Consider the following 14,496-nt stretch of genomic DNA (forward strand, 5'->3'; position numbering starts at 1 on the left):
GCGCACCCTATTTTTAGTTTAGCCCAACCCCGCCAGAGAGTGTTGTATTTAGAACTGCTCCATGCTTTTTAGAAATCGCGGTCAGTCGAGCATCAAGAAATGCCTGCCCGTCATCGCTAAAAAACGAAACAGTATCAAGAATATCCTGAATATCTTTATTTATATCCTCCCACCTCCCTAAGTCTTGCATAATAATTTTCTCAATATATACTATTCAGAACAATCAACTTGCGAAAGTTTGTTAAAGAATTCCTCTTGATCCATTCCATAATAAACGAAATCTGAATACAGCACATTCAGCGGACGCAACTTGAACCACATAGGTGGATGAAAATCACCTATTGTGACCGAAGGTAAGTCGATCCACTGAATAATATTTTCATAATTGGAGAGGCCGTAATGGATGCCGACCCCAGCCATCAGACACTGGAAATAATTTGTATCATCTTCATCAGAAACAAAAATCGCAGTTTTTTCAATCTCAAAACCTGAAACAGTTCTAACAATATTACACTGCTCATCACCAAAATGCTGCATCATTTCTGCAGAAACTTCGGTCGACGCCAAGTAATTGGAATAATACTTGTCAGGTGCTACCAAAATATCATAGGAAATGTCTTCTTCAAAGTTCAAACCATCTATATTGCCTTTATATGTGTTCCAAGTATAAAATGGCACATTAAGCCCGGTGTCTTGAATTGATACTGAGTAAATCGCGTACTTACCTAAATCCACAGAGGTCATATTCAGCAAAGAGAATCTGAAACCGCGATATCTCCGAGCATTCGTCTTGTCGGTGCTCTTTTCTCTATGCCTATAAACTTGAGTAATTCCAATTTCGTCATCAAACCAGAGATTATTGGATAGAGTAAATCCAACGTCTCCGAGCCAATCTCTTTCGCATACCACAATCGATTTGTTGGCTGACTGAGCTAGCGCCGGCGTAAGAAAAACTAGACCGGAAACAACAAGCCTCGTGAAAGCATTAAGAGAGCGCATCACCACTTCCTGATTTCAACATTACCATCTAACAGCGCGGCAGCTTCCAAGCCTTTAGCGGTACCGCAGACCGCTTATGGAGCACATTGACCGCCTGCGAATTCATTATCTTTGGTCGGAACTAAACCCGACTTTCTTCAATAAGTTGCATTGATTTTTCATGAACAGTAGTTTTCTCAGGCATGTATAACAAATGAATTTAATAAAATTCAACGCTTTACAAAATAGACACCACGAAATTTCATTCACACTATATGCATATGGCATAATTCATCGCCCATTCTCTTAAGTTTCTTTAGTTCAACTAGATAATTTGAGCAGGCATAACATCCGAGCACGAACGCTAATAGCGTTTAGTAAGCAGTCGGTGCATCAGAATGCACATGCAAACTTCTCATCAATTACTTCGATTTTTGTAAGAGGTATTCACTTCATCTTTTTATGGCTGAGGCTCAATCATATCCAAAGGCAAGTGGCGCCAACCGTGAAGAGTTCGGCCACTGGGTTGCAGATCACATCCAAACAGCCAGTGCGAATGCGGAGAGCTCGCAAGGTTTTTAGGCCGGAGTGCCAGAGCTGCTCTTATGTTCAAGGGCAAGCGTTCCGACAGATCCGTTGTTTTTCTGCCTGCTCATCCGTGAGCCGACAATGTAACGTTTGGCGCAGACACCTCCGACTTTGCGCCGATGCCTGGGGTGTGATCAGTCTTCTTTTTGGTCATTGCGGCAACCGAACTGGAAGCCGATGTTGCAATGGGCTTTCAGCCTCTTGGTGTCCTCCGCCGTCCAGTTCGCCGGATCTGTTACCTGAACCCAAGGACCAATGTAGTCTTGCGCATAATAGGCATGGCCGTGCCCGGGCGGCGATCCGAAGGACAGCGCCATGTCCAACGCCAGCTGGAACTGCGTTACAACGGGCATGAAGAACAGATGCTCTGACATGTCTTCTGCAGGCGGATCGTTCATCCATGGCGGTGCCCGCCAAAGCGAGGCGGGATCATAAAAGACAATTGGATCGCTTGAATACTGCAAGAAGACGATGCGCATATTGCCCCATGCGTCAGGCGCCTTGGAACCATCTTGGGTATGTGAGGCGTAGCGCACAATCCTCCCCTCCCCAATGCTTGGCGATACAAAGAGGCTGCCAGGGTTGCGGCGGTTCTGGATGTAGTTCCAGAACGCTGACGGGAATGGAGGACCGGCCCAAAACGCCCCATCTATCGGGTCATCCATGAACCTGAAAATGTTGGTGGCGTACATGGAGGACCAAGCTCCAAGGCTCAGTCCGTGCACATAAAGACGCGGCCGCGCGTCGACCGGAAGCGTCTTCCAGTATCCATGCACCGCATCTTGTAATGCTGTTGCTTGCTCCAGTCCGGTTTGGGTTTCTAGGATCAGCGCAAGGGGAGACTGGAGATAGGAGTACTGAGCGCTAACAGTGGCAATATCGCCATCGTGCATGTATTCGACCGGGTCATGCGCGCCCGGATCCATCCAGCCAGTCCCCGTAGGGCTTGCGATAATCAGAACCTCGCGCTCAAATGCACCCAAACGCTTCAGTTCAGCCAACGCCAGTTCCGCGCGTTCCTTCGCGGTCTCTCCATTTGCACGGCCCACATAGACACGGATCGGGTCAAGCGCTGGCCGGCCTGTAAACGCCGAAATCGCTGCTGCATCGGGCCCCGTTGTTATGAAGTTTCGTCCCGGTTCGCCGATGGCCTTCCAGTCGATCAAAGAAGCAGCGCTTCCGGTCATTCTTGGGTCGTCAGGTCGGGGCGGCGCATCGTCAAACAAGGCCTGCGCAGCCTCGTAGCTTTCGTCCAGCGCTGTCACGATCACATCGAGGAGGCCATCGCGGGTTACAACAAACAAGATCATCACAACGGCGATGACGCCGAGCACATTTGCTCGTCTAGGGGGCATGACCCGATAAAACCACGCGCGCACGAGACGGAACAGCGTTGCAACGAGGCGACCGGAAAAATAAGCAATTGCGAACGTTACGGCGGCGGCGATCATGATGCTCGATAGGTGCAGAGCTTCTGCCGGTTCCATGCCCATCTTTTGGCGCAGTTCGTTTTGCCATTCGAGGCTGGAACTCAGTATCCATAGAAAAAACGCAACAACACCAATCCCGAGGCACAAGACCAGAACTCTGGCCAGCCTGCCTTTTAGGCGGGGCATATCCGCAGCTTTCCAAAGAAGCGCAATGATCTGGCCGATAAGATAGCCGAGAGCGGTGACCAGTCCGCCCAGTATGCCTTGTTCAAGCGGGCCTCGTGGAATGAGAGATGGCGTCAAGGAGGCTGCAAAGAAGACCAAGCCAAGCAACAAGCAAGGAACACTAAACTTGCCAAAGGCCCAAGACACGGCTCCTCGTTTCATGGCATGTCCTCCATGGCGTTCTCCCCTTTTGTGTGACCCGCTGAAATGTAGCTGTACATCACGGGCAATACAAAGAGTGTGAACAAGGTGCCGATGGAAAGGCCCGCGACAATCACAAGGCCAATGTTGTAACGCGAAACTGCACCTGCACCAGTTGCATAAAGCAGCGGGATGAGGCCTGCGATCATGGCGGCAACAGTCATGAGAATGGGGCGGAGCCGGATACGTGCCGCTTCAATGATCGCTTCGGTTTTGGAAGAACCTTTTTCGATCTGCTCATTCTTTGCCATTTCGCACATGAGGATGCCGTGCTTTGAGATAAGCCCCACCAGCGTAATCAAGCCCACCTGCGAGTAGATGTTGAGTGATGTAAGGCCTGACACATGGGTCCAGCCGAGAGCGATTAGAGCCCCGCTGATGGCCATGGGCACCGTCAACATGATCACCAGTGGGTCTCGCAGGCTTTCAAACTGACTGGCGAGCACGAGGAAGATAACTGCCAGTGCCAGCGCGAGTGTCACATAAAGTGCGTTGCCTTCTTCAACAAACTGCCGGGATTCTCCCATAAACGCATAGTTGAAACCGCGCGGCAAAGCTTCTCGCGCTTGTGTTTCGAAGAAGCTGATGGCATCGCTAATGGCAACATTTGGTGCAGGTACTGCTGAGATTGTGATGGAGTTCAGCTGATTGTAATGCGGCAGAGACTTGGGCTGGGTCTGCACCTCATGGGAGACCAGACTGGACATCGGTATGGCACTGCCATCCTGGGCCGTTACATAGAATTGGCTGAGTTGATCAGGTGTTGCTCGAAACCGGCGTTCAGCCTCTGGGATTACCTCGTAGGAGCGGCCGTCAATATTGACGCGGTTGATGTAGCCTCCGCCCATGAGACTGCCGAGCGTATTGCCAATCGCTTGAGCGGTGACACCATAGGCACCAGCGGCATCGCGGTTGATGACAAGATTGGCCGTGCCGGAATCGTACTTCAGGTCCACATCCGCGAACAGAAACAACGGACTTGCTTTGGCCTTCTCCAAAATGGCAGAGCCCACGCTGTACAAACTTTCAAAATCTGTTGGGCTGGTGATGACAAACTGAACAGGTAGCCCGGCGGAGGAGCCGGGTAAGGCAGGCAGCTGGAAGGCCGAGGCATTGATGCCCGGCAGGTCTTTCGCCTCTTTGGACACGATGTTGGAAATTTCTTTTTGGCTGAGTTCACGCTCGCTCCACGGAATGAGTGGCCCAATGCCAATCCCTTGGGTGGTGGTTGGAATGCCAATCAAGGCGAGAGATGCTGAGGCCTCGGGACGCTTGCCAATTATGTCGGCGAGCAGTGCCATGTTGGCTTCAATATAGTCGTTGTTGGCTGTAGATGGCGCGGTTCCCATTACGAGAACAACGCCTTGGTCTTCGTCAGGTGCGAGTTGCGCGGGCAAGAACGAAAAAATCACCGGCAATGACACGATCACAATGAAGGCAAAGCACAGGACAATCCGCCTGTGATTGAAAACAGCAAGAAGTGCGGTGTGATAGTTGCTCGTGATTTTGTGCAGCAGCCCATCAACGATACGTTGGAACCTGCTCGCTTTCCCCTTTTCCTTCATTAGCTTGGAGCACATCATGGGTGAGAGTGTCAGCGCTATGAAACCTGAGATAACCACTGATCCGGCCAGAGTGAGGGCAAACTCCTTGAACAGGGCACCAGTGATGCCGCCCATGAGGGCTATAGGCGTGTAAACTGCAGCAAGTGTGATGGTCATGGAAATGACCGGTATCGCGATCTCGCGGGTTGCCTCAATCGCTGCCTTGAAGGGCTTGGAGCCGTTGTTGATATGGCGGTCTACGTTCTCAACGACCACGATGGCGTCGTCAACCACGAGGCCAATGGCGAGCACCATTGCGAGCAATGTCATCAGGTTCAACGTGAAACCCACAGCTTGCATCAGGGCAATGACGCCAATTAGCGAAAGCGGGATGGTGACGATGGGAATGATGACGGATCGAAACGAGGCCATGAACAGCATGATGACCACGATGACGATGATCGCGGCCTCTCCGAGCGTGGTCACGACCTCCCGGATGGAATCTTCAATGGCGATCGAAGAATCATAGACAATCTCCGAGTTTATGGAGGGCGGCATGCCGTTTTTGATGGCCGTGTAGACAGAACGAAGCCCCTGCGCCACGGTAAGTGGGTTGCCGGTTGGTGAAAGGTTGATGCCGATGATAACGGCCTGACGGCCGTTTGCTATGGCGCGGGTATCGTCGTTGCTGCCATCCAGTGAAACTTCCGCCACATCCTGCAGTCTTACAAGGTCACCGTTGTCGGACTTGATCACAAGTCTTTTGAGGCCCTCTACATCAATGACCTGACTGTTAATGTTGCTCTTAAGAACGGTGAAGTAGCTGTTGAACTCACCAATGGCAGACTGGAAGTTGTTCTCCTGTAAAATGGTGACCAGCTCCTGCGTGGAGATGTCATACTGCCCAAGCTTTTCAGGGATGGGCCAGATCCGCAGCGCAAAAGGAGCCCCGCCCTGATAGGTGATGTTGGAAACACCCTCAACCGTCGCGAGCTGGGGGCTGACCACGCGCTCAATGTAGTCAGTGATTTGGCTCGGGTTGAGCGTGTCGCTGTAGAACGAGATGTACATGAGTGCAGTTGTTGAACTCGTAGAAGAGGTGATCGACGGGTTATAGGCCGCATCGGGCAAATCATTGGTGACGGAATTGATTTGAGCCAATGCATCAGCAAGGGCCTCTTCCGGATTTGTGTCGAGCAACATGTTCAGCGTGATGGTGGACGTGCCAAGTTCGCTTGACGAGGTCATGAAGTCCAGCCGGTCCACCTGCGCCAGTGCCTGCTCCAGCTGTTGGGTTATGGCCCCTTCCACCAGAGCGGGGTCCGCACCGGGGTAGGGTGTCGTCACCGTGATTACCGTGTTGGTCATCTTTGGGAACTGGCGGACATCAATGCTGCTTATTGAATTCAGGCCGAAGATGAACAGCAACATGCTGAGTGACGCAGCCATCACGGGCCGTTTGATGAAGATATCCGTAAAGCGCATCGACGACCCTCCTAGAGCCTAGGCATCTTGGCTGGTGGGGTGACTCTGTCTGGAACGATCTTGATCGCGGCGTTGTTGGAGAGGTTTTGGGCACCCGAGGTTACGACGGCGTCGCCAAACTTCAGGTCTCCTGTCACAAGAGCGTCGCTGCCGTTTCGCTGCAAGACTTTGACGGTCACTTGGCGAACGCGGGGTTTGTCTTCGTTGGTCTCCTGAACAAACACAGAGTCCCCATAGAGCGCAAAAACGATTGCTGTCTGCGGCACCACAAACTGCTTGTCCAGATCCTTTTCGCGAACTTGAACACTGGCAAACATGCCGCCGCGCAAGGAGCGGTCATCATTTGGGACCGTGGCCTGAACCGTAACCAGACCGGTGCTGCCGCTGACAATGGGTTCAATGGCGTTGATCTTGCCCACATAGACACGGCCTGGGTAACTCACAACTGTAAGGTTGACCTCTTGGCCCAGGGAAATCTTGCTAAGGTCCGCCTGCTCAATGCTGAAACGCACACGCATGACTGAAAGGTCCTCAAGGCGCACAAAGTTGTCGCCCGCGTGGACGTACTGGCCAAGATCGATGCTGCGTATGCCCAACTTGCCACTGAACGGCGCCTTAATTTCTCGTTGGGCAATTTCTGTCTGCAAGGTGCCAATGCGCGCCTTGAGCGCTTCGAAATTGGACTGAGCGTCCTGCATGGCTTTCTCGGAGACTGTTTGATCGCGAAAGAGAGTGAGTTGTCGGTTGTAGTTGGCTTCAACGGAGGGGAGCTGTACCTCTTGAACTTTCAACTCTGCGCGCTGCACGGAACTGTCCAGTGAGACCAGAACATCTCCAGCCTTAACGGTATCGCCATTTTCAAAGTTGATATCGGTAACGGTGCCCGATACCTCGGATGACACGTAGACGCCTTGGTTCGCCTCTACAAAGCCAACCACTTGAATGGTCTGGGGCCATACCTTGGGTTCCAGCTTTTGGACGGAAACTGGAAATGTTGGTTCAGGCGCATTCGCCAAGGCCTCTTTGGTCTTTTCGGCAACATAGTAGTTGAAACCGATGACCGTTCCGAATGCCAGAAGAGCAATCACCAGCATACCGGCGATCCATCGAAACATGCCTTGTTTCTCCACTGTCAGATGAGATGGGAACCGTGGGCAGATTTTCCGGTCAGCTTTCGGAAACTCGGCCTGTCTGTACTGCTTCAGCCTATGCTAGGGAATAGCGGTGGCCTATATTCTTGTTGTTGTTTGGCTACACATGCTGTCGGAGAGTTTACGCAGCGTCCGTTAAGGTCATTTTAATGGCAGAACGCAAAAAGCCCCCTAAAACTGATCTTGTTCAGGGGGCCGCGGAGGGTGCTGATTGGAAGCGTGATGTTCTCTTAAGGAGCGGCTTGGCTCGCACCCGCATCGCTGCAGGTCGATGGCCAGTACTCAACGCAGGTCTTAATACATGACCGTGTAAAGGGTAATTTCCTGCGGCATTTCAGGGTTTTTCAGCGAAGCAGCTCCACGGGCCAGCAACCAGCCGTCGGCGCGTTCCAAGCGCGCGATGAGTTGAAAGGGCGCGGTGGGCTCCAGAGCCTCGGGCAGATTGACAACAAAGGCCAACGTCCCTGTTTTGCCCCTACTTTCCAGCGGGGTTTCTGTTTCAAGCTCAGTTGTGCTGTCAGGCCGCGCGATGCTCTTGAGGTAGAGCTTGAGGCTGCCTTCGGGGATCAGTTCCTGATCTGCAAAGGAGATCGTACCGCTGATTTTTTGAGTTTGTGCGTTCACCGGTGTGCCAATCGAAACAAGACCTGAAAAGAGAAGACTGGCGAACAATCGGGAAAACCGGGCTTTCATCTGACTTCCCTTTCTGTTGTCGAAACATCAATAGAGGCTGGAAGGGAAGCATGAGGCTCCCCTTCCAAACTGGTATTAAAAGATAGTGAAATGGTCGGCTGACAAGTCAAGGCCGGACTTCAGCGTGGCAAACTGGATTGCCTCACCATCACCAGACCCATCCGCATCATAGAACAAGGCACCGCTATCGGTGTCGTAGATGATACGATCATTCGCGTCCTGGCTGACGCCCGCAGCGCTCTTGTGGAACGCCATGAGGTCAAGTTGCCCCTCGCCACCCAGTTCGGAGAAGATGTCACTGTCGAGCATGATGACATCGTCTTCCACGTTGAAGTCCTTGATCCGATCAATGTTGTCCGCACCGAGTTCAGTGGAGAAACGGAACGTATCTTCTCCCTTACCCCCAACGAGGAAGTCGGCACCCAAACCGCCGTCGAGCAGATCGTTGCCCTTGCCGCCGAAGAGCCTGTCGTTTCCAGCTTCGCCGGGTTGCACTGGTTCAGGCGGGAACTCAACAGAGACGTTCAGCTTGTAGGTTGAACCTTCAGGCACAGCCTCAGACCAGCCACTGCCCGGCGCGTCGGGCGACCAGGCACCCTGCACAATGAAGTACGTGCCTGTTTCTTCAACAACGAAGACACTGCTAGAATCTCGGTTGCTGGTTGAGCCTGGGTCTCCGCCGCCGTCGTCGTTCTGGGCGATGATGTTGCCCTCAGCATCCAGAACACGGATCCAGCTGTCATGCACATTCGGATCGGCAATCCCGTCCACATCAATGCTGACGATCGTGCCTTCGGCCAGCGAAATGCTGTAGTAGCCTCCCTGACCGTTACCGGTCGCATTGACCGTGGTGTGAAGCACGGTTGTGGAGTCAAAAATATCCGGGTCCTCTGCGAGCGAGAAGTTGTTGGAGATGTCGAACGCCGTGGCAATCGAGTTGTTGGTCGCATCTGCTCCCAGAGTGACATAGCCTGTGCCAAGGCCCGGACGTGGAACAGAGCCAGCCTGATCCGAGAAGTCACCCAACAGGATGTCATCTCCGCCGCCGCCTTTCAGGACGTCATTTCCACCTTGCCCGATCAGAGTGTTGGCGGAGCGATCGCCTTTCATCCGATCATTGAAACCGGAGCCAGACAGGTTCTCGATGGACTCGTAGGTGTCGCCTTCGGACTGTCCTCTAGCCAGGTTGAGGTTTACACCACTGGTTGCATCGGAATAGTCCGCGGTGTCACTGCCCGCGCCGCCTTTCAGCACATCAGCGCCTGCCCCGCCGGTGAGGATGTCATTCCCGTGGCCACCTGACAGAACGTTGGTTTCGTCGTTGCCGATCAAGTGGTCGTCAAAGAACGACCCCACCACATTTTCCACGTCCACGATGATGTCGTGCTTGATGGTGGTGCCACGCCCTACAATCTGCACAGGCCCATCGGCGTCGCCGCCGCTGGCCGTGCCGTTGGCAAGATCTACGGTTACCCCATCATTGCTTCCGGAGTAATCGACCGTGTCGATGCCCTCACCGCCATTCATGTAGTCTTGGCCCGAGCCGCCGATGAGGATGTCGTTTCCTTCGTCCCCATAGAGCAGGTCGCCATCCCGGCCGCCGTCGAGAATGTCATCTCCACCGCCACCGTTGAAGACATCGCCGCCACCGCGACCCCAGAAATGGTTGGCATCATCTGTGCCGATGAAGCGATCAATGCGGTCATCGGAACCAATAAGGTTTTCGATGCTGTAGAAGGTGTCCCCGGAGGCCGTGCCGCCGCTCGCCACATTGGTTGCAAGGTTTACCAGAAGCTGGAACGGACTTTCGTGGCTGTAGTCAACGGTGTCCACGCCGTCGCCACCGCGGAAGACATCAACGCCGTCCTGACCCATCAAGGTATCATCGCCGTCGCCGCCATCCAGAATGTCGTCACCGGCTCCGCCGAAGATGGTGTCGTTGCCGCGCCCGCCGTAAAGAACATCGTCGCCATCGTCACTTTCCGTCTGGTCCTCCAGGTCCTCAAACGCGATGGTGTTGTTGATGTCACGGCTGGCAAGGGAATCTCGGCCGCCAATGATGAGATCGTCACCATCCAACCCGAAGATGGTGTCGCCACCCGCTCCGCCATTGAGTGTGTTGTTGCCGTCGTCGCCGAACATCAGGTTTGAGAGTGCATCGCTCGGGGTGCCGGTGCCTGTATCGTTGTCGTCTGCGTCATTGGCAGGGGGAACGTGCGTGCCGTCGACGTAGATGATGTTCTCGACATTGGCCACCTCACCAAGATCAATGTCCTTGTTGAGGACGATAATGGTGTCAAAGCCGCCATCGGCTTCTTCACGAACAAGGTCATCGGCAGAGTCGACGAAATAGATGTCGTCCCCCTTGCCGCCTGCCATTTTGTCTGCGCCGCCGCGCCCATCCAGGGTGTTGTTGCCATCGTTGCCGATGAGGATGTCATCGTAGGCGCTGCCAATGCCGTTTTCGATATAGTATTCGCTCTGGTCTTCGTTGTGACCGGCGAAGATCGAAACGTTGTTGCTATGGCCATTCACGCTGGAGAACTGGCCTGCACGCAGATCCAGAATGGTGCCAGCCGTGGAACCAGAAAAGTCGATAGTGTCGATGCCGCCGGTGTCATGGATGGTGAAACCGATGTCATGCTGCATGCCCGAAGACGTCAGCTCGTAACCGTATTCGGTGCTGTTGAAACCGTATGTGTTGTTGCCGGTGTTGAGGTCGATCTGCTCGAAGGTGCGCGTGCCATTTTCATCAACTTCGGAGAAGAAACGTCGGATTGTGGCTTCGATGTCTGCCATAAGCGGTGTTGTTGCAGACCAACGGCTGGTTTCGCCCACATCAATCCCATCGAAGTAGGACATGACGGAGTATTGCTGGCGATCATAGGTCCATGTTGCGTTGTTCAGATAGTTGATCTGCACCCCGCCGGGGCCGCTGTAATTGTAAAGTCCGGGGTGATTGAGGCCAAACTCGTGACCCAGCTCGTGGATGAATGTGTCAAAGACATAACCACCCAGGTCGGTCTTGTTCGGCTCCGTGTCGTGGAAACGTTGGCCCACGCTGATGAAGCGATTGCTTGAATACGCGCTGCCGTCATTCGCTTCGCCAAACTCGGGGCTGACAATTTCCATCCATTGTGTTTCGGGATCGAAAGGCACGTCGTCGACGATCTCAAACGTCAATGGGGTCACTGCGGACCACATGTGCAGTGCGCCAATGGCAGCGGCTTTGTAGTCCGGATGATCGTTCAGCTCGCTGACGTTGATGACGAGCGTTTGCGCTGCGATCTCCGGTGTCAGGCTTCGTGGGAGTGCCCCCAGATAGTCAAGGTAGGCCTCGTAGTCCTCACTCTTGCCGTATGGATTGTCGGGTGTTTGGTCGTTGACCCACCATTGGTCACTAGACTGGCTTTGGCTTGACATTTTTGTCCCCCTTTTAAGCAAAGCTCGGCTGAAGAAACAGGATGATTGAGATGCAGTCTCCCCGTGCTGGCTCAGCGCTTGCGGGCGCTAAGTCAGAGATGTTTGTCAGGGATTTTTCTGGAAGATAAGTAGTTTGGATCTAGCTTGAGGATGCAAAGGAAAGTCTAGAATGGCCCGTAGGACGCCATGAAGATAAATCCAAAAAGCAACCATCCTCCGCTGCTATGTCATTCTTTGGAAAATCATACATTTTTGCGCCCCCGAGACTTCTCTTGGCTGAACTCTCTCAATTTCAACCAAATAAATCTTCGAATCCTACTTAATCATAGCTTCATAATTGAAGATTTAATATGAGTGCATGTCATATTATTGCGTAATTGTTTTGCAAAAATGACCTAAAGTCAACGCGCGTCATGGTGATCATTTTTAAATGACCTAGCGTTATATGTCTTTGTTTTTTGCTATTACCAATTAGAATACTTCACGATAATTTTAGAAGTATATTAATTACAGTATTTGCGTGTCTAGAATGACCGTTTACGCCTTGGGGTGGTTGTGGTGGGGCGTTCCAACAGGGCTGGTGAGATGGCGTGCGGCTGCGAAAAGATACGGCTTGGCGGATCTGGGCACCCCGATTGAGGCCATCAGCTGCGGCTAAGCAATTGATAGCCGGGCGCAGTTATTGCCGTTACCGTGGTAATGGCCGCCTCATCAACCCAAGTAGCGCGTTCTATCGCAAGCAGTGCGCTGCCCGGTTGAACGGATAGAAGTTCGGCTGTTTTTTCATCGGCATTCAGCGCGTAAAACTTCAATTCGAAGCGGGTGTATGGCGCATTCTTGAGCAGCCACTCATTCGCATTTTCTCGGGTTAAATCCACCTGAAGGATATCTGGCACTGTCTCGATGGAGACCCAGCGATTTTCCAAGGTATAAGGGCGGCCGTCGGAAAGGTGCAGGCAGACGATCTGCAACATGTCCTGCGGTTCCGCCATTCCCAAAGCGGCCTGAACTGCGCGAGTTGGGGGGCGCTGGACTTTTTCGATGAGCTGATAGCCGTACTGCCCACCCCGTCCTTCGATTTCATGGCGCGTCACAGGAATATCCAGTGTCGCGCGGACAAGGGGGTTCTTCCGCACGTGCGTCCCGCCCTTGCGGCGACGTTCAATGATTCCGCTGTCGGACAAATCCTGCATGGCGCGCTGAATGGTTGAGCGGGCACAGTCCATTTGAAGCGCCAGCTCGGAATCTTTGGGCAACTTGTCACCTGGTCCATAACGACCCGAGAGAATCCAGTCGTGAATCCTCTCCCGCACAGCCTTCCAGGTTTGGCGTCCTTGTTGCATTAAATCTCTTGTCCCAAGCCTTCCATAACCGCCCTAAAGCGTTTGACAATGATGTCACGCTTGTGGTGGCGCCCCTCAACGACTACGTGACGCCCTGCACTCCAGACATCGCGGATGCAATCGCGGCCGCGTCCTCCAAAGATCAGGCTGTCCAAAGCAGTGTCGCCGCGGCGGTTGTAGAGCCATTCGTTTGCCGTGTCGAGCGCGACCAGATCTGCCCACGCGCCCGATGCGATCCGCCCTGAGGTGCGTCCGGCAGCCACCGCGCCGCCTTTTGCCGCGCCCTCAAACAGCACTCGTCCGGCAGAGCGTCCAAGTTCTGCTGTTGCGGCGCGGCTGCGATCCCGCAAACGCTGTGTGTAATCCAACGTGCAGAGTTCTTCAAACAAGGCTATGTGCACGTTCGAGTCCGAACCAACGCCGAACCGTCCGCCTGCGGCCAAGAAATCGGTGCCATTGAAAATACCGTCGCCCAAGTTTGCTTCGGTAATAGGGCACAGCCCCGCAATCGCCCTGCTCTTCGCCAGCGCAGTTGTCTCGTTTTCCGTCATTTGGGTGCAATGAATGAGGCACCAGTTTTCATTTAGGTCATGGTTTTCCAGCAGCCATTCAACTGGTCGTGCGCCCAGGTGCGCTTTGACCTCGTCAACTTCCGCCAATTGTTCCGCAACATGCATGTGGACCGGCCCATCGCCAAGTCTCAGGGCTTGTCGCAAGGCTTCCGGCGCAACGGCCCGGAGGGAATGCGGAGCGACGCCCAAGACGAAGTCCACCGGGCCTGTGTTCAAGTGCGAGGCACTGGCGTCGTGGAGCTTTACGAAAGCCTCCAAGCTGTTGCCGAAGCGCAGCTGCCCGCCTTGTAGTTCCCGCCGATCACAGCCGCCATGCGTGTAAAGCACGGGCAGCAGGGTCAAGCCGATACCTGCTCTTTTTGCTGCCGACACGATCCTGCCAGCCATTTCAGCTGGGTCATCGTAGGTCTGCCCGCCAACACCGTGATGCAAATAGTGAAATTCCGCGACCGCTGCGTAACCGGCTTCGAGCATTTCCATGAAGACCATGGAAGCGATGGTCTCCACATCCTCAGGCGAAAGCTGCTCCAGAAAGCGGTACATCAAATGACGCCATGTCCAAAATGTATCGCGAGGATCTGGCCCACGGGTCTCAGTTAGCCCTGACATGGCACGCTGAAAGGCATGGCTATGCAGATTGGTCGGCGCGGGTAACAGGAGATCAACCTTCTTGCCTGTCGGTGCTGTGTTTGCCGTCACAGCCCCAATGCGACCGTCCAGAATTTCGATTGAAACGTCAGCTTCCCATCCGTTGGGAGTGAGGGCTTGCTTTGCGTGAAGGATTTCCATGAGATCACTTCTGTTGACATAATATGTAGCTACATATTACGAATATGCAGGCTCATTTGCAAGAAGGATAGAGC

Annotated in this window: 8 protein-coding genes; all 8 read right to left on the reverse strand. The window is 53.4% G+C overall.

What is annotated here, in order from left to right; translation table 11 throughout:
* Positions 1-210: 210 nt before the first annotated feature.
* The 8 genes from Q3Y58_RS11945 to Q3Y58_RS11980 all read right to left on the reverse strand — a co-directional run bounded on the left by Q3Y58_RS11945 (position 211) and on the right by Q3Y58_RS11980 (position 14,422).
* Positions 211-999, reverse strand: a complete 789-nt coding sequence (locus Q3Y58_RS11945) for a hypothetical protein (RefSeq protein ID WP_319622392.1) — start codon at positions 997-999, stop codon at positions 211-213.
* A 701-nt stretch (positions 1,000-1,700) separates the two neighbouring features.
* A complete protein-coding gene (locus tag Q3Y58_RS11950) occupies positions 1,701-3,383 on the reverse strand; it encodes an alpha/beta hydrolase (protein WP_319622393.1) in 1,683 nt (560 codons plus the stop codon).
* Positions 3,380-6,451: an efflux RND transporter permease subunit gene (locus Q3Y58_RS11955; protein ID WP_319622394.1), complete on the reverse strand. Its 3,072-nt coding sequence runs from the start codon at positions 6,449-6,451 to the stop codon at positions 3,380-3,382. Before Q3Y58_RS11955 ends, Q3Y58_RS11950 begins: the two co-directional genes overlap by 4 nt.
* A gap of 11 nt (positions 6,452-6,462) precedes the next feature.
* Positions 6,463-7,566, reverse strand: coding sequence for an efflux RND transporter periplasmic adaptor subunit (locus tag Q3Y58_RS11960; RefSeq protein ID WP_319622395.1), 1,104 nt, complete (start codon positions 7,564-7,566; stop codon positions 6,463-6,465).
* A gap of 330 nt (positions 7,567-7,896) precedes the next feature.
* Positions 7,897-8,295, reverse strand: a complete 399-nt coding sequence (locus Q3Y58_RS11965; RefSeq protein ID WP_319622396.1) for a hypothetical protein — start codon at positions 8,293-8,295, stop codon at positions 7,897-7,899.
* Positions 8,296-8,370: 75 nt separating this feature from the next.
* A complete protein-coding gene (locus Q3Y58_RS11970) occupies positions 8,371-11,718 on the reverse strand; it encodes a M10 family metallopeptidase C-terminal domain-containing protein (protein ID WP_319622397.1) in 3,348 nt (1,115 codons plus the stop codon).
* 644 nt (positions 11,719-12,362) lie between these two features.
* On the reverse strand, positions 12,363-13,061 hold the full coding sequence (locus tag Q3Y58_RS11975; RefSeq protein ID WP_319622398.1) for a GntR family transcriptional regulator: 699 nt from the start codon (positions 13,059-13,061) through the stop codon (positions 12,363-12,365).
* Entirely contained in the window at positions 13,061-14,422 is a 1,362-nt protein-coding gene (locus tag Q3Y58_RS11980) for a formimidoylglutamate deiminase (RefSeq protein WP_319622399.1), read from the reverse strand. The genes Q3Y58_RS11975 and Q3Y58_RS11980 overlap by 1 nt, the downstream gene beginning before the upstream one ends.
* Positions 14,423-14,496 lie beyond the last annotated feature (74 nt).

This window comes from Nesiotobacter zosterae (assembly GCF_033843645.1).
GTDB classification, from domain to species: domain Bacteria; phylum Pseudomonadota; class Alphaproteobacteria; order Rhizobiales; family Stappiaceae; genus Pseudovibrio; species Pseudovibrio zosterae.